This is a genomic window from Mycobacterium shimoidei (assembly GCF_900417275.1).
GTDB classification, from domain to species: Bacteria; Actinomycetota; Actinomycetes; order Mycobacteriales; family Mycobacteriaceae; genus Mycobacterium; species Mycobacterium shimoidei.
On sequence record NZ_UEGW01000001.1, the window covers coordinates 2831437 to 2847143 of the forward strand.

Here is a 15707-nt window from a genome sequence, read left to right on the forward strand (position 1 = left end):
CTCGCACGCTCGTATTCGGACACTATATTCGTGGCCTGACCAGCGTAAACAGGCTTCGGCTAAACCAGTTTGCGGAAAGTAGGCGGGGGTCGCGAACGCCAGCCGAGCCGACGTAAAGGACCTAACAAACCTAATGGTGAAAGAGGGATCAGAGAACGATTTTCCGGGAATTGCACAGAATTATAGATATCCCCGAAGATGAAACCGCCCACTCACATTTGTGCAGGTGAGGCGGTGTTACCAGCGGGGTGGCTGACGGGACTCGAACCCGCGACACCCAGGATCACAACCTGGTGCTCTACCAGCTGAACTACAGCCACCATCGCCGCCAGCCCCTAGCCGGCGGCGACGTCGATACTAGCCGCTCGGGTGCTCGGCAGCCGAATCGATATTGTCCGGGGTGTTCGTCACACCGCCCAGCTCGGCGGCGATCGCCGCGATATCGCTGGTAGCCGGTCCCGGCGGCGGCACAAACGCGGTGCGCCGGTAGAACTGCAGTTCCCGGATGGATTCGTGGATATCGGCCAGGGCGCGGTGCGCCAGCCCCTTGGTCGGCTGGCCGAAATAGATGCGCGGATACCAGCGTCGGCACAATTCCTTGATCGAGCTGACGTCGATCATCCGGTAGTGCAGGTAGGAGTCCAGAGCGGGCATGTCGCGGGCGATGAACCCACGGTCGGTCGCGATCGAATTACCCGCCAGCGGCGCCGTCTTGGGCTGTTTGACGTGCTCACGGATGTAGTCGAGGACCATGGTCTCCGCGGTGGCCAGATCGACGGTGGATGCCCGTACCTCGTCGATCAGGCCCGAGCGGGTGTGCATATCCCGGACGACGTCGATCATCGAGGACAGCGCCGCGTCGTCGACATGAATCACCACGTCGATCCCGTCGCCGAGAATGTTCAGCTCCCCGTCGGTGACCAGCACGGCGATCTCGATCAAGCGGTCCGAGCGCAGGTCAAGCCCGGTCATCTCGCAGTCGATCCACACCAGCTCGTCGTGCGCAGGGCTCACAGTCATCACACGTTAGCCGCAGCCCCTGCCGACCGGTGCAGGTGCCAGTAATGTCGTCGTCCAGGGCCGGCACCACCAGTTGGGAGAGGACGCGCGTTATGAGCACTGATTCGGCAGCGACTCCCGCAAAGCAGATCGCGGCCGGCTACAAGGTCGAGGGTCAAGCCCTGGAGTTGGGCACAGTGGTCGTCGACGGCGCGCCAAACCCGGCAGCCCAGGTCCGCATTCCGCTGGCCACCGTCAACCGGCACGGCCTGGTGGCCGGGGCGACGGGCACCGGAAAAACCAAAACGCTGCAGCTGATCGCCGAGCAGTTGTCGGCGGCCGGCGTGCCGGTGCTGATGGCCGACGTCAAGGGTGACCTGTCCGGCCTGGCACGCCCGGGCGAGAGCAGCGACAAGATCACCGCACGCGCCAAAGAAACCGGCGAAACATGGGAACCGGCCGGCTTTCCGGTGGAGTTTCTTTCGTTGGGGACCGGAGGCATCGGCGTGCCGGTGCGGGCCACCATCGCCAGCTTCGGCCCTATTCTGCTGTCGAAAGTGTTGGGGCTGAATGCAACTCAAGAATCCACACTCGGCCTGATTTTCCACTGGGCTGAGCAGCAAAACTACGAGCTGCTGGACCTCAAGGATCTTCGTGCGGTCATCAGCTACCTCACCAGCGATGCGGGCAAGGCCGAACTGAAGTCGCTTGGCGGCGTTTCCGCGACGACGGCGGGTGTCATCCTGCGCGCGCTGGTGAATCTGGAAGCCGAAGGCGCCAACACATTTTTCGGCGAGCCAGAACTGAAGACCGAGGATCTGGTGCGCATCGATGACAAAGGGCGCGGAGTGATTTCGCTGCTCGAGCTCGGCGACCAGGCCGCGCGTCCGGTGCTGTTCTCCACGTTCTTGATGTGGCTACTGTCCGATCTGTTCAAATCCATGCCAGAGATCGGCGACGTCGACAAACCCAAGTTGGTGTTCGTCTTCGACGAGGCACACCTGTTGTTCACCGATGCGTCGAAGGCGTTCTTGGAACAGGTTGAGCAGACCGTGAAGCTGATTCGCTCTCGCGGTGTGGGCGTGTTCTTCTGCACGCAGCTTCCCACCGACATACCCAACGATGTGCTATCCCAGCTGGGCGCTCGTATCCAGCACGCCCTGCGTGCGTTCACCCCTGACGACCAGAAAGCGCTGACAAAGACCGTCCGCACCTACCCGAAAACCGATGTGTACGACCTGGCTTCGGCGCTGACTTCACTGGGCATCGGCGAAGCCGTGGTCACCGTGCTGTCGGAGCGCGGTGCCCCCACACCGGTTGCCTGGACCAGGCTGCGCTCACCTCGGTCGATGATGGCCGCCATCGGCAACGACGCGATCGCCAAGGCGGCCAAAGCGAGCCCGCTGCACGCCAAGTACGGTCAGACCGTCGACCGCGAATCTGCGTACGAGAAGATCACTGCAAAACTGGCGCAGTCCGCCGAGGCTGAAAAGTCCGGTGAGCGCGGCAAGCCCGCGGCGGAGAAGAAGAAGCCCGGCTGGTTCACGCGGTTCGTCAATAGCCGGGGTTTCCAGACCTTCCTGAATGCGATCGGTAGGGAACTCATCCGGAGCATGTTGGGCAGCGGCCGCCGCCGGCGCTAGGCCCTATCCGCCGCCGAGTTTCTTGTAAAAGCTGCCGACGATCGGCGCGACGATGGCCCGGGGAGCGTACTGGCTGGCCACCGACATGGCCTTGGACGTGATACCGGGAACGACACGCATCTTGTTGCGCGCCAACGCGTTCAGCGACACACGAGCGGTGTGCTCGGTGGAGATCCACAGAAAATTCGGTACCAGCTTCTCCACCAGCGATTGCTCGGCGGGATCAGGCAGGTCAGTGCGCACCGGGCCGGGAGCCAGCAACGTGACGTGCACCCCGGTACCGCGTAGTTCGCCGCGCAACGACTCGCTGAAGGTATTGACGAACGCCTTGCTGGCCGCGTAGGTCGCGTTGTAGGGAATCGGTGAATTGCCCGCCGCCGAACCGGAAATCAAGATACCGCCGGCCTTGCGTTCGATCATGCCGGGCAACACCGCCAACGTCAGGTCATGTACCGCGAGGACGTTGAGCTGCACCTGCGCTCGCTCGCCGGCCGGGTCGAGTCCCGCTACCGGACCGAATGTCGCGGTGCCCGCGTTGGCGCACAGGATCGAGATGCTCCTGGACGCCAACTCGTCGGCCAGCTTCGCCCGTTCGGTGGGGTCGGCGAGATCGGCCGGACGCACCTCGACCGCGACCCCGTGCTGGTCGCTCAGGCGCGCCGCGAGACCGTTGAGGATGTCCTCGCGTCGCGCGGTGATGATCAGGCTGTGGCCACGCGCAGCAAGTTCGGTGGCCAGCGCTTCACCGATGTTCTGCGAGGCTCCGGTGACGACGGCGCGCGCTTGCGGGCTGGGGTCGGGAACGGGCATGCGGCCCATCGTAAACAGGGCAGGCGACCCATCCATTCGGCCCACAGATAAGGTCCGTGCATGAACACCCTGGCGCCGGAGTCGGGCAGATCCCGGCGATCCGGGGTGGTGTCCTGGGCGCTGTGGGACTGCGGCGCCACCGGCGTAAACGCCATCGTGGTGACCTTCGTGTTCTCGGTCTATCTCACCGGTGCGGTTGGCCAGGGGACGCCGGGCGGCAGCTCGCCGGCCAGTTGGCTGGGCCGCGCCCTCGCGGTCGCCGGATTGACGATCGCGGCGCTGGCACCGGCCATCGGCGTGTGGGTGGAGGCTCCGGGCCGCCGGCGGGCGGCCCTGGCTTTGTTGACCGGTCTCGCGGTGACGCTGACCGCCGCCATGAGCCTGATCCGGGAGCAACCCGGGTATTTATGGGCCGGGTTGGCGCTGCTCGCGGCAACCGCCGCCTGCGGTGATCTCGCCACCGTCCCGTATAACGCGATGTTGCGTCAGCTCTCCACACCGCAGACCTCAGGGCGGATCTCCGGATACGGCATGGCGTCGGGGTACTTCGGCAGCGTGGTGCTGTTGTTGGTGGTCTACCTGAGTTTCATCTCAGGAGAAGGCGCCACCCGGGGCCTGCTGCGGTTGCCCAGCGCTGACGGCATCAACGTTCGGGCGGCGATGCTGCTGACGGCAATCTGGATGGCACTCTTCGCGCTGCCGTTGTTGTTGACCGGGCGCTGGCTGCCCGCGTCGACCGAGGCGCTAGCGGTACCTACGGGTGTGTTCGGGGCCTACCGTCGGCTGTGGGCCGACTTCATTGCCGAATGGCGCCGTGACCACAACCTGGTCTACTTTTTGCTCGCCAGCGCAGTCTTTCGGGACGGGCTGACCGGCGTGTTCACCTTCGGCGCGGTCCTCGGGGTCAGCGTCTACGGCATCTCTCAAGCGAACGTGCTGATCTTCGGCGTGGCCGCCAGCGTCGTGGCGGCGTCAGGGGCAGTGCTGGGCGGGTTGTTCGACGACCGGATCGGTTCCAAGCGGATCATCGTGTACTCACTCGTCGCGATCATCACCATGGGGATCACGCTGATGACGCTGTCCGGCCCCGCGGCGTTCTGGGTGTGCGGGCTGTTGCTGTGCCTGTTCATCGGGCCGGTCCTGTCGTCGTCACGGACCCTGCTGTTGCGGATCTCGAAACACGGCAAGGAAGGCGTGGCTTTCGGCCTGTACACGATGACAGGACGAGCAGTGTCGTTCCTGGCGCCCTGGCTGTTTTCCGTCTTCGTCGACGTATTCGGTGCCGTACGAGCAGGCATGGGCGGCTTGTGCCTGGTGCTCGGTATCGGGCTGCTCGCGATGCTGAAGGTGCGCGCACCCGCCGTCTAAGACGGCGCGTCACAAATCGTCAGGCCCGCGCCGGTTCGTTCGCGCACCTGGGTGCCTGCCACGGTGACCGTGCACGTGACGTCGCTGCCGATGTTGACAATCGTGACGTTGGGGTTGCGATCGTCTTTTGCCAGGCGGACTTCCTTGCTCCACGGCAGCTCGACATTGAATTCGGTTTGCAGCACGCCGCCGGTGTCCACATAGGTGATGCTGATGGCCCGGCCGTCGCCGTTGACTTGGTAGACAACCGAGTCGGTTCCGTCGGCACTCGTGGTCTCGCTGGGCGGCGCACTGGTGCTGCCACCCGGCGCTGACGTGGTAGCCGACGGCGCGGTCCTCGATGTGGCCGGCTTAGTTGGCGCACCGGGCAGCGGCGCGATGGTCGGCTGCTTCTTGGCCGACTCGTTGGCCAACAGCAAGGCGATAACGAGCGCGGCGACGAGCAATACCGCGAAGCCGGCGGCGATCCATAGCCATCGCGGCGACTTCGGGCGGTCCGACGCCGAAAGCTGCTCTGGCCCGGCCTGATCCTGCATCCAATAGCGAGGCAGCTTCTCGGTGTGATTGAGCTGGGTCGAATTGGGCCCATAGCGCGGGCTTTGGTAGTAGGGCGATGGGTAACCGCCGTAGGCCGGATCGTCGTAGGACGGATACTGCTGATGCAGCCGATCGGTCGGTTCGCCTCCCGGTCGAGAAGCGCGGGTCTGTTCGAGTCGACGTGGATCGTTCATGGCCACCACCACATGGCTGCAGATTACCCGCAGCCCAGGATGGATTATTGACGAACGCGATGATCTTGTGCCGACCTTGCCCTTGGTTCGGCGTCATTCGCGCCGAGCCTCGGCACGCAGAGCGGCGACGGTCATCGCGCGCATCGCCGCCCGTGCTCGCTCCGTCTCCCCAGCGCCGTTGTCGTCGCGTTTCATGCTGTGCGGGGTCGAGTTGAGCAACCCGAAGACGGCATGGGCCATCAGCCGAGCTTCGGTCTCGGCGCGGCCGGGTTCCAACTCGCGCAGCACGCTCACCCAAATCTCCACATACTGACGTTGCGCGCGCCGGACCTGGCGTTGCGCGGCGGCCGGCAAGTACGCCAGGTCGCGATCCTGAATGCGGATCAAGTCTGGTTCGCTCAACGCAAAGTCGAGGTGAAAGTCGATGAGACCTTCGAGCGTCTCGGCCGCGTCGGCGCTGCGGGACTTCACTTCTCGCGCACCGGCGAGCAACCGGGTGCTGATCCCGACCAACAATTCGACCAGCAGCGATTCCTTGTTGGGGAAGTGCCGGTAGATGGCCGGCCCGCTGACCCCAGCGGCTGCGCCGATGTCTTCTAGGCGCACCGCCAAGAAGCCGCGCTCGGCGAACAGCCGTTCGGCCGCCGCCAGCAGCTTCGCGCGCCGGTCGGATTTCAGCCGACTGCGACGAGTCAAGCCCTCGTGCTCGGCCGGGGCGGATGCTGCCATGACGCGACTCCTGGACACTTCAGTTAATCTCAACTAACATAGCACGAGTTAGTCGTCATTAACCGAAATTGGTGGACCCCAGATGGCCTCTCCGGCGGAAAACCGCGAAGCGCACCGTGCCTTGGTGGCGGAGCTTCGCGACAAGCTGGCCGTGGCCGCGCAGGGCGGGTCGGACCGCGCGCGCGAACGTCACGTCAGCAGGGGGAAGTTGCTACCGCGCGACCGGGTCGACGGTCTGCTCGATCCCGGCAGCCCGCTGCTGGAGGTGGCGCCGCTGGCCGCCAACGGCATGTACGACGACGAATGCCCCGGCGCCGGCATCATCACCGGTATCGGCAGGGTTTCAGGCCGCGAATGCATGATTGTGGCCAATGACGCCACGGTCAAAGGCGGAACCTACTACCCGATCACGGTCAAGAAGCACCTGCGGGCTCAGGAGATCGCCGGGCAGAACCGCTTGCCCTGCATCTATCTGGTCGACTCCGGTGGCGCCTTCCTGCCGCGCCAGGACGAGGTGTTCCCCGACCGGGACCATTTCGGCCGCATCTTCTACAACCAGGCCAAGCTCAGCGCCGAGGGGATCCCGCAGATCGCCGCCGTACTCGGATCATGCACTGCCGGTGGGGCTTACGTGCCGGCGATGAGCGATGAGGCCGTGATCGTGCGAAACCAGGGCACCATCTTTCTGGGCGGACCCCCGCTGGTGAAAGCCGCCACCGGGGAAGTCGTCACCGCCGAGGAGCTCGGCGGGGGAGACCTGCACTCGAAAACCTCCGGTGTCACAGACCATCTCGCTCACGACGACCGCGACGCGTTGAACATCATCCGGCGCATTGTCGCCACGCTCGGGCCCCGCCAACCGCGCGCCTGGGAGGTGCTGCCGACCGTTGATCCGATCGCCGATCAGACTGAGCTCTACGACGTGGTTCCCGTCGACCCCCGGATTCCCTACGACGTGCACCAGGTCATCACCCGGATCGTCGACGGCGGAGAATTCGGCGAATTCAAAGCCGAGTACGGCACCACTTTGGTCACCGGCTTTGCCCGCATCCACGGCCACCCGGTCGGCATCGTGGCCAACAACGGTGTGTTGTTCAGTGAATCAGCGCTCAAGGGTGCGCATTTCATCGAACTGTGCGACAAGCGGATGGTGCCGTTGTTGTTCCTGCAGAACATTTCGGGGTTCATGGTGGGCCGCGACTACGAGGCCGGCGGCATCGCCAAACACGGCGCGAAGATGGTGACCGCGGTCGCGTGCGCCCGGGTACCCAAACTGACCGTCGTGATCGGCGGATCCTACGGCGCCGGCAACTACTCGATGTGCGGACGGGCCTACTCGCCGCGATTTTTGTGGATGTGGCCAAATGCCCGTATCTCGGTCATGGGCGGCGAGCAGGCCGCGTCGGTATTGGCGACGGTGCGCGGTGAGATGACGGCGGAGGAAGAAGAGGCGTTCAAAGCGCCTATCCGCGCGCAATACGAGCACCAGGGCAACCCGTACTATTCGACTGCGCGTCTCTGGGACGACGGGGTGATCGATCCTGCCGATACCAGGACTGTTGTCGGACTTGCACTTTCGGCCGTAGCGAACGCGCCTGTCGAGCCGATCTCCTACGGCGTCTTCAGAATGTAGGGGCAGATGGGCTTGAGAGAACTGCGTACCGTGCTGGTCGCCAACCGCGGTGAGATCGCGGTTCGGGTGATCCGGACGTTGAAGGCGATGGGCATCCGCGCGGTTGCCGTTTACAGCGATGCCGACGCATCCGCGCGCCATGTCGCTGAAGCGGACCTCGCGGTCGCGATCGGTCCGGCTCCGGCCCGAGACAGCTACCTCAACATCGAGGCAGTGGTTGATGCCGCGGTGCGCACCGGGGCCCACGCGGTGCATCCCGGCTACGGGTTTCTAGCGGAGAACGCCGATTTCGCGGCCGCGTTGGCGTCGGCGGGTGTGACGTTCATCGGCCCCCCGGTGGCTGCGGTCCGAACGATGGGGGACAAGATCGCCGCCAAAGCAACCGTCTCCCAATTCGGTGTTCCGGTGGTGCCCGGCGTTGCGCGTCCGGGACTGACCGATGCGGAGTTGATCGAGGCCGCCGCGGAGATCGGCTACCCGGTGTTGGTCAAGCCATCTGCCGGCGGCGGCGGCAAGGGCATGCGGCTGGTCGAACGGGCCGAAGACCTGCCGCCGGCCCTGGCCGGGGCGCGCCGCGAAGCCGCCGCCGCCTTCGGCGACGACACGTTGTTCTTGGAACGATTTGTCTTGCGGCCCAGGCATATCGAGGTCCAGATATTGGCCGACACCTACGGCAACGTGGTGCATCTCGGCGAGCGGGAGTGCAGCCTGCAGCGACGCCACCAAAAAGTCATCGAGGAGGCGCCCTCGCCGCTGTTGGACCCGACCACCCGGGCCCGGATCGGCGCCGCCGCGTGCGACACCGCGCGTAGCGTGGACTACACCGGTGCCGGCACGGTGGAGTTCATCGTCTCCGCCGATCGGCCCGACGAGTTCTTTTTCATGGAGATGAACACCCGGCTGCAGGTCGAGCATCCGGTCACCGAGATGGTGACGGGATGGGATCTGGTCGAGTGGCAGGTCCGCATCGCCGCAGGGGAGAAGCTCACCGCCGGCCAGGGTGATATCACTATCAACGGACACGCGATCGAAGCGCGGGTATACGCCGAGGACCCGGCTCACGGCTTTCTGCCCACCGGCGGCGACGTGCTCGACCTCGTGGAGCCGCATCGTCACGGAGTGCGGATTGACTCCGGGTTGTCGGCGGGCATGGTCGTCGGTAGCGAATACGACCCGCTGCTGGCCAAGGTGATCGCCCACGGCGCCGACCGCACCGCGGCGCTGCGAGCGCTCGACCGGGCGCTGGCCGACACCGCGATCCTCGGTGTGGTCACCAATATCGACTTCGCGCGGTTCTTGCTGGCCGATGCCGATGTCGCCGCCGGTCGCCTCGACACCGGGCTGCTGGACCGGCGGGCCGGCGATTTCACTGCGCCGGCACCCTCAGATGAGCACTTCATCGCCGCGGCGTGTTACCGGTGGTTGCGGCTGTGGCCTGGGCCGGGTGCTGATCTATGGGAGATCCCGTCGGGCTGGCGGCTCGGCGTCCATGCGCCGGTGAGTGTGCGACTGCGGGCCGGCGATCGAACTGACCATGTCCATATCACTGGCACCCCGACCGACGCTGCGGCGCGCATAGAGGACGGCGAATCTCGTTCGCTGCAAGCCCATCTGGCGGGTTCTGAATTGGTAGTCACATTGGACGGTGTGCGGACCGCGTACACGGTTGCCGTTGCAGATCACCACATCTGGCTGGCCGGCGGCGGCGGTACTGTCGTGCTCGAGGAGGTGCGTGAGGCCCCGGTACGTCCCGACGACGCGCACAGCGGCGATGCCGAGTTGACCAGCCCTATGCCTGGGTCCGTGGTGGCCGTGGGTGTCGATGACGGCGCCGAGATCACGGCTGGCACCGTAGTGGTCACGGTCGAGGCGATGAAGATGGAGCATGCGCTGACAGCTCCCGTCGACGGTGTGGTGGAGCTTCTCGTCGCTGTCAACGAACAGGTCAAAGTGGGTCAGCCGTTGGCCCGAATCACGGCGAACACGAAAGGCTAAGGGCGAGTTCTCATGACCGAGTTTTTGGCAACCGGGGTGCTTCCCGACGAATATCAGCAATTGGCCAAGACGGTTCGCGATTTCGCGCAGAGTGTGGTCGCACCGGTAGCGGCGCGCCACGACGCCGAACATTCCTTCCCGTACGAAGTCGTCGAGGGGATGGCGGAGATGGGCTTGTTCGGCCTGCCGTTCCCCGAGGAATTCGGTGGCATGGGCGGCGACTACTTCGCTTTGTGCCTGGCTCTGGAAGAACTGGGCAAGGTCGACCAAAGTGTGGCGATCACGCTGGAGGCCGGTGTGTCGTTGGGCGCCATGCCGGTGTACCGGTTCGGCACCGACGCGCAAAAACAGGAATGGTTGCCGCAGTTGGCCAGTGGCCGCGCGCTAGGGGCATTCGGGTTGACCGAACCCGGCGGCGGCAGCGACGCCGGCGCCACCAAGACCACCGCGCGTCTGGATAACGGCGACTGGGTGATCAACGGATCCAAACAGTTCATCACCAACTCCGGCACCGACATCACCAAACTCGTCACCGTAACCGCCGTCACCGGCGAACACGATGGCCGTAAGGAGATTTCGTCTATTCTCATCCCCGTGCCCACACCGGGCTTCACGGTCGAACCGGCCTACGACAAGGTCGGGTGGCGGGCATCGGACACCCACCCGCTGACTTTCCAGGACGTACGGGTGCCCGAGGAGAACCTGCTCGGCGAACGCGGACGTGGGTATGCGAACTTCCTGCGCATCCTCGATGAGGGTCGGATCGCGATCGCCGCACTGTCCACCGGAGCCGCGCAGGGCTGCGTGGACGAGAGCGTCAAATACGCGCGCGAGCGGGAGGCGTTCGGTCAACCGATCAGTCGCTATCAGTCCATCGAGTTCACCATTGCCCGAATGGAGGCCCGCGCACATACCGCCCGCACTGCCTACTACGACGCCGCGGCGCTGATGCTGGCCGATAAGCCGTTCAAGAAGCAGGCGGCGATCGCCAAGCTGGTGGCCAGCGAGGCGGCGATGGACAACGCGCGCGACGCCACCCAGATTCACGGCGGATACGGCTTTATCAACGAATTCCCCGTCGCCCGGCACTACCGTGACAGCAAGATTCTCGAGATCGGCGAAGGGACAAGCGAAGTGCAGTTGATGCTGATCGCTCGAGAGGTGGGCCTGTGAAGCCGCTGGAATACCGCGAGGTCGAACAGCGCGGGCTGTGGTTCGAGGAGTTCCAGACCGGTGTGCGCTACTTGCACCGGCCCGGACGCACCATTACCGAGGCCGACAATGTGCTGTTTACCACGCTGACGATGAACACCCAAGCGCTACATCTGGATGCCGCGTTCTCCGACGCGCTGCCGCCGTTTCATCAGCGATTGGTGAACTCGATGTTCACCCTGTCGACGTTGGTCGGCTTGTCGGTCGCCCAGCTGACCCAGGGCACGATCGTGGCCAACCTGGGGTTCTCCGAAATCGCCTTCCCCAAGCCGTTGTTCCACGGCGACACTCTCTACGCCGAAACGGTGGTCACTGACAAGCGGGTATCCAAAAGCCGTCCCGGTGAAGGCATCGTCACATTCGAGCACACCGGACGTAACCAGCACGGTGATGTGGTCGCCACCGCAACCCGCAAGACCCTGGTGCGGATGCGCCCGCCCGAGGCGACCACCTGATGGGCCTGCATAACCCAGGTCCGGCGTGGCTGTTCTGCCCGGCAGACCGCCCTGAGCGTTATGAAAAGGCTGCTGCTGCAGCAGATATCGTAATTCTCGATCTTGAAGACGGGGTGGCCGCCGCCGATAAGGCGGCTGCCCGTAAAGCATTGGTCGACGTACCGCTCGACCCGGCTCGCACTGTGGTGCGGGTCAACGCATCCGGCACCGACGACCAGGCCCTCGACCTGGAGGCGTTGGCCGGCAGCGGCTACGACACCGTCATGCTGCCGAAATGCGAAGCACCCGAACAAATTACTGCGCTGGCACCGCTGGAGGTGGTCGTGCTGGTCGAGTCCCCACTCGGTGCGCTGACGGTTGCCGAGTGCGCGCGTGCCGCCAACGCCATCGCGGTCATGTGGGGTGCGGAGGATCTGTTCGCTGTGCTCGGCGGCACCGCCAATCGCTATCCGGACGGAAGCTACCGGGAGGTGGCGCACCACGTCCGGTCGCAGTCACTGCTGGCGGCCAAGGCTTACGGCCGGCTCGCGCTGGACTCGGTCTATCTCGATATCCAAGACCGCGACGGGCTGCGCGCGGAGGTTGACGACGCCGTCGCCGTCGGCTTCGACGCCAAGGTTGCTATCCACCCCCGCCAGGTGCCGGTGATCCGGGCCGGTTACGCGCCCACACCTGAGCAGGTCCAGTGGGCGCGACACGTTCTCGCGGCGGCCGCCGATGAGCGCGGTGTCTTCGCATTTGAGGGCATAATGGTGGATGCGCCAGTGTTGCGGCGAGCCGAGCGGATCGTGCAGCTGGCGGCTGGCTCCGGCTCATAGCAGGCCCGGCTGTCGGAGTTTGCTCTGACCCGCCGCGCACCCGCGCGGTCGTGGTTGGAGGCGGTATGGCTGAGCCCGCTCAGATGCCGATGACGGTCGACCTCGAGCCGGTACAACTCATCGCGCCGGACGGGACGCCGACCGCCGAATCGCGCCACCGCCGGGACCTTCCGGTCGAGACACTGTGCTGGCTCTACGAGACCATGGTGGTCACCCGCGACCTGGACGCCGAATTCGTCAACTTGCAGCGTCAAGGTGAACTCGCGCTCTACGCGTCGTGTCGCGGGCAGGAGGCGGCGCAGGTCGGTGCGGTGGCTTGTCTGCGCAAATCGGATTGGCTGTTTCCGCAATACCGTGAGTTGGGCGCCTTCATCGTGCGCGGTATTGCACCGGCGAACGTCGGCGCCATGTGGCGTGGAACCTGGCACGGCGGGTTGGAACTCACCAAGAAGTGCTGCGCCCCAATCTCCATTCCGGTCGGCACGCATGCCTTGCATGCCGTCGGGGCGGCAATGGCCGCGCAGCGTCTGGCCGATGACTCCGTGACGGTGGCCTTTCTGGGTGACGGGGCCACCAGCGAAGGCGACGTGCACGAGGCGCTGAACCTGGCAGCGGTGTTCGCCGCGCCGTGCGTGTTTTACGTGCAAAACAACCAGTGGGCCATTTCGGTGCCGGTGTCCAGGCAGACCGCGGCACCGTCGATCGCGCACAAGGCGATCGGCTACGGGATGCCCGGGATTCGGGTCGACGGCAACGATGTGCTGGCCTGCTATGCGGTGATGGCCGACGCGGCTGCTCGCGCCCGCGCCGGTGACGGTCCGACGCTGATCGAAGCGGTCACCTACCGGCTCGGCCCGCATACCACGTCCGACGATCCGACCCGGTACCGCAGCCAAGACGAACTCGAGCGCTGGGCCGCGCTGGACCCGATCCCGCGCTACCGGGCGTATCTGCAGGGCCGGGGGTTGTGCACCCAGCGCCTCGAGGAGCGGGTCGCCGCCCGGTCCACGCGGCTTCGCGCGGAGCTGCGCGACGCGCTGTTCGGCGCTCCCGACGTGGATATCGACGAGGTCTTCAGCACCGTCTACGCGGAGATGACCCCGGCATTGGCGGCACAGCGTCGACAGCTGCGGGCCGAACTGGGGGAGGAGCCGGCATGACCCAGATCGTTGAACCACCCACTCGCCTGGCAGTAGTGCCGCCGACGGAGCAGACCCTGACCATGGTGCAGGCGCTCAACCGCGCGCTGCACGACGCGATGGCCGCCGACGACCGGGTGCTGGTGTTCGGCGAAGACGTCGCGATGCAAGGTGGCGTCTTCCGGGTCACCGAGGGATTGACCGCGGCGTTCGGCGAGGACCGCTGCTTTGACACGCCACTGGCCGAGTCCGCGGTGATCGGAATCGCGGTGGGTTTGGCGTTGCGCGGTTTCGTGCCGGTGCCGGAAATCCAGTTCGACGGATTCAGCTACCCAGCGTTCGATCAAATCGTCAGTCATCTGGCCAAGTACCGCACCCGCACCCGCGGTGAAATCAATATGCCGGTCACCGTCCGCATCCCGTCGTTCGGCGGGATCGGCGCTGTCGAACACCATTCGGAATCCACCGAGTCCTACTGGGCGCACACCGCAGGGCTGAAGGTCGTGGTGCCGTCGTCGCCGTCCGACGCCTATTGGCTACTGCGCCACGCCATCGCATGTCCGGACCCGGTGATGTTCTTAGAACCCAAGCGCCGGTACTGGGGCCGGGAAAACGTCGACACCCAGCGGCCCGGGCTGCCGATCGGGCAAGCGGCGTTGCGCCGCACGGGCACCGACGTCACCGTTGTCACCTATGGCGGGTTAGTCCGCACGGCTTTGTCGGCAGCGGATATCGCGGAAAGCCAACGAGGTTGGAGCCTGGAGGTCATCGATCTGCGTTCGCTGGTGCCGCTGGACTTCGACACCGTCGCCGCGTCGATCCGGCGCACCGGGCGTTGTGTGGTGCTGCATGAGGGGCCGCGCAGCCTCGGCTACGGTGCCGGGTTGGCCGCCCGCATCCAAGAAGAGCTGTTCTACGAACTCGAGGCGCCGGTGTTGCGCGCCTGCGGTTTTGACACTCCCTATCCACCGGCGCGGCTGGAGAAGCTGTGGCTGCCCGGACCGGATCGGCTGCTGGATTGCGTCGAGCGTGCCCTGAGCCTGCCATGACCGTTAGGCCGTTCGTCGTTCCGGACCTCGGTGAGGGACTCGAAGAGGTCACGCTGACGCGCTGGAATGTTGCCGTCGGCGATGACGTCGAACTCAACCAGACACTGTGCTCGGTGGAGACCGCCAAGGCCGAAGTGGAGATCCCGTGCCCGTACGCCGGCCGGATCGTCGAAGCATGCGGCGCGGAAGGCGATGTGCTGCCGGTCGGCTCAGTGTTGGTGCGGATCGACACGGCGCCGAGCGCATCCAACGGGGAGTCGTCCACGCGTCGGCCGGTGCTGGTCGGATATGGGGCCGACGACACGCTCGACACCAGCAGACGCCCGAAAGCCAAACCGCCGGTGCGGAAACTCGCTGCGGACCTGGGTGTCGACCTGGCCGCCGTCCGACCCGGACCGGACGGTGTGGTAACTCGGGAAACCGTACTGGCCGCTGCCGAAGATGTCGACTACGACGTGTTGCCCGTACGTGGCGTGCATGCCGAGATGGCTAAGCGAATGACGTTGTCACGCAGCGAAATTCCAGACGCTCACGCCAGTGTTCAGGTCGACTGCACTGAGCTGGTGCGGCTTCATGAGCGCCTGCAGGTTTCGTCGTTCGCCCTGAGCGTGCGGTTTTTGGTAATCGCATTGACCCGCCACCGAATCCTGAACTCCACCTGGGTCGAGGCACCGGACGGCCCACAGGTGCACACACATCGCGCAGTGCATCTGGGCGTTGCCGTCGCCGCGCCACGCGGCCTGCTGGTTCCGGTACTTCGCGACGCGCACCGGCTGACCCTCAGAGAACTCGCCGACTCGCTGACCCGGGTGATCAAGGACGCGCGGGCGGGCAACCTGCAGCCCGCCCAGCTGCGTGGCTCGACGTTCACGGTGTCGAATTTCGGTGCGCTCGGACTCGACGACGGTGTGCCGGTGATCAACCATCCAGAGGCGGCGATCCTGGGCATGGGATCGCTCAAGCCGCGGGCCATGGCCCTCGAAGACGTGGTCGTTGTCCGCCCGCAAATGAACTTGACCTGCGCGTTCGACCACCGTGTCGCGGACGGCGCGCAGGTTGCGGCATTCCTGACAGATCTGCGTCAGCTCATCGAGTCGCCCGAGATGGCGCTGTTGGACCTGTAAAG

The 15707-nt window shown here is 65.3% G+C and carries 14 protein-coding genes and 1 tRNA gene; 10 read left to right on the forward strand and 5 right to left on the reverse strand.

From position 1 onward, the window contains the following. Window positions 1–247: 247 nt before the first annotated feature. Window positions 248–320: transfer RNA gene (locus MSP7336_RS13815), tRNA-His, on the reverse strand. A 37-nt stretch (window positions 321–357) separates the two neighbouring features. Then, window positions 358–1020 carry an oligoribonuclease gene (gene orn, locus MSP7336_RS13820; RefSeq protein ID WP_069394525.1) on the reverse strand — a complete coding sequence of 221 codons (663 nt, stop codon included), beginning with the start codon at window positions 1018–1020 and terminating at the stop codon, window positions 358–360. A gap of 92 nt (window positions 1021–1112) precedes the next feature. Here orn and MSP7336_RS13825 point away from each other — a divergent pair, with 92 nt between their 5' ends. Beyond that, on the forward strand, window positions 1113–2642 hold the full coding sequence (locus MSP7336_RS13825) for a helicase HerA-like domain-containing protein (RefSeq protein ID WP_113963933.1): 1530 nt from the start codon (window positions 1113–1115) through the stop codon (window positions 2640–2642). 3 nt (window positions 2643–2645) lie between these two features. Here MSP7336_RS13825 and cmrA read toward each other — a convergent pair whose 3' ends face one another. After that, the gene (gene cmrA / locus MSP7336_RS13830; RefSeq protein ID WP_113964911.1) at window positions 2646–3452 is read right to left on the reverse strand and encodes a mycolate reductase; all 807 of its coding nucleotides are present in this window, start codon (window positions 3450–3452) and stop codon (window positions 2646–2648) included. A 60-nt stretch (window positions 3453–3512) separates the two neighbouring features. Between cmrA and MSP7336_RS13835 the strand changes: the two genes are divergently transcribed. Next, window positions 3513–4820, forward strand: coding sequence for an MFS transporter (locus tag MSP7336_RS13835; protein ID WP_113963934.1), 1308 nt, complete (start codon window positions 3513–3515; stop codon window positions 4818–4820). Here the strand turns inward: MSP7336_RS13835 and MSP7336_RS13840 are convergent. Then, complete coding sequence (locus MSP7336_RS13840) at window positions 4817–5551, reverse strand: MmpS family transport accessory protein (protein ID WP_069394652.1); 735 nt, start codon at window positions 5549–5551, stop codon at window positions 4817–4819. The genes MSP7336_RS13835 and MSP7336_RS13840 overlap by 4 nt on opposite strands. Before the next feature lie 93 nt (window positions 5552–5644). Next, window positions 5645–6280, reverse strand: a complete 636-nt coding sequence (locus MSP7336_RS13845) for an SACE_7040 family transcriptional regulator (RefSeq protein ID WP_069394528.1) — start codon at window positions 6278–6280, stop codon at window positions 5645–5647. Between the two features lie 82 nt (window positions 6281–6362). Between MSP7336_RS13845 and MSP7336_RS13850 the strand changes: the two genes are divergently transcribed. From MSP7336_RS13850 to MSP7336_RS13885, 8 genes are all read left to right on the forward strand, one after another. Next, on the forward strand, window positions 6363–7913 hold the full coding sequence (locus tag MSP7336_RS13850) for a carboxyl transferase domain-containing protein (RefSeq protein ID WP_113963935.1): 1551 nt from the start codon (window positions 6363–6365) through the stop codon (window positions 7911–7913). 6 nt (window positions 7914–7919) lie between these two features. Further along, a complete protein-coding gene (locus MSP7336_RS13855) occupies window positions 7920–9908 on the forward strand; it encodes an acetyl/propionyl/methylcrotonyl-CoA carboxylase subunit alpha (RefSeq protein ID WP_113963936.1) in 1989 nt (662 codons plus the stop codon). 12 nt (window positions 9909–9920) lie between these two features. Next, entirely contained in the window at window positions 9921–11081 is a 1161-nt protein-coding gene (locus MSP7336_RS13860; RefSeq protein ID WP_113963937.1) for an acyl-CoA dehydrogenase family protein, read from the forward strand. Next, window positions 11078–11575, forward strand: coding sequence for a MaoC family dehydratase (locus MSP7336_RS13865; protein WP_069394532.1), 498 nt, complete (start codon window positions 11078–11080; stop codon window positions 11573–11575). Before MSP7336_RS13860 ends, MSP7336_RS13865 begins: the two co-directional genes overlap by 4 nt. Then, window positions 11575–12393 carry an HpcH/HpaI aldolase/citrate lyase family protein gene (locus tag MSP7336_RS13870; RefSeq protein WP_113963938.1) on the forward strand — a complete coding sequence of 273 codons (819 nt, stop codon included), beginning with the start codon at window positions 11575–11577 and terminating at the stop codon, window positions 12391–12393. Before MSP7336_RS13865 ends, MSP7336_RS13870 begins: the two co-directional genes overlap by 1 nt. A gap of 65 nt (window positions 12394–12458) precedes the next feature. Then, entirely contained in the window at window positions 12459–13553 is a 1095-nt protein-coding gene (gene pdhA, locus MSP7336_RS13875; protein ID WP_069394534.1) for a pyruvate dehydrogenase (acetyl-transferring) E1 component subunit alpha, read from the forward strand. Beyond that, window positions 13550–14581, forward strand: a complete 1032-nt coding sequence (bkdB, locus tag MSP7336_RS13880) for a 3-methyl-2-oxobutanoate dehydrogenase subunit beta (RefSeq protein WP_113963939.1) — start codon at window positions 13550–13552, stop codon at window positions 14579–14581. Before pdhA ends, bkdB begins: the two co-directional genes overlap by 4 nt. Continuing rightward, entirely contained in the window at window positions 14578–15705 is a 1128-nt protein-coding gene (locus tag MSP7336_RS13885; protein ID WP_113963940.1) for a dihydrolipoamide acetyltransferase family protein, read from the forward strand. The genes bkdB and MSP7336_RS13885 overlap by 4 nt, the downstream gene beginning before the upstream one ends. Window positions 15706–15707: the final 2 nt, after the last annotated feature.

Bases quoted from the DNA above. Each gene is read 5' to 3' on its own strand.
- MSP7336_RS13870 (WP_113963938.1), top strand. From the start codon at position 11,575: ATGGGCCTGCATAACCCAGGTCCGGCGTGGCTGTTCTGCCCGGCAGAC.
- pdhA (WP_069394534.1), top strand. From the start codon at position 12,459: ATGGCTGAGCCCGCTCAGATGCCGATGACGGTCGACCTCGAGCCGGTA.
- MSP7336_RS13885 (WP_113963940.1), top strand. From the start codon at position 14,578: ATGACCGTTAGGCCGTTCGTCGTTCCGGACCTCGGTGAGGGACTCGAA.
- MSP7336_RS13855 (WP_113963936.1), top strand. From the start codon at position 7,920: ATGGGCTTGAGAGAACTGCGTACCGTGCTGGTCGCCAACCGCGGTGAG.
- MSP7336_RS13860 (WP_113963937.1), top strand. From the start codon at position 9,921: ATGACCGAGTTTTTGGCAACCGGGGTGCTTCCCGACGAATATCAGCAA.
- MSP7336_RS13835 (WP_113963934.1), top strand. From the start codon at position 3,513: ATGAACACCCTGGCGCCGGAGTCGGGCAGATCCCGGCGATCCGGGGTG.
- orn (WP_069394525.1), bottom strand. From the start codon at position 1,020: ATGACTGTGAGCCCTGCGCACGACGAGCTGGTGTGGATCGACTGCGAG.
- bkdB (WP_113963939.1), top strand. From the start codon at position 13,550: ATGACCCAGATCGTTGAACCACCCACTCGCCTGGCAGTAGTGCCGCCG.
- MSP7336_RS13825 (WP_113963933.1), top strand. From the start codon at position 1,113: ATGAGCACTGATTCGGCAGCGACTCCCGCAAAGCAGATCGCGGCCGGC.
- cmrA (WP_113964911.1), bottom strand. From the start codon at position 3,452: ATGCCCGTTCCCGACCCCAGCCCGCAAGCGCGCGCCGTCGTCACCGGA.
- MSP7336_RS13840 (WP_069394652.1), bottom strand. From the start codon at position 5,551: ATGAACGATCCACGTCGACTCGAACAGACCCGCGCTTCTCGACCGGGA.
- MSP7336_RS13850 (WP_113963935.1), top strand. From the start codon at position 6,363: ATGGCCTCTCCGGCGGAAAACCGCGAAGCGCACCGTGCCTTGGTGGCG.
- MSP7336_RS13845 (WP_069394528.1), bottom strand. From the start codon at position 6,280: ATGGCAGCATCCGCCCCGGCCGAGCACGAGGGCTTGACTCGTCGCAGT.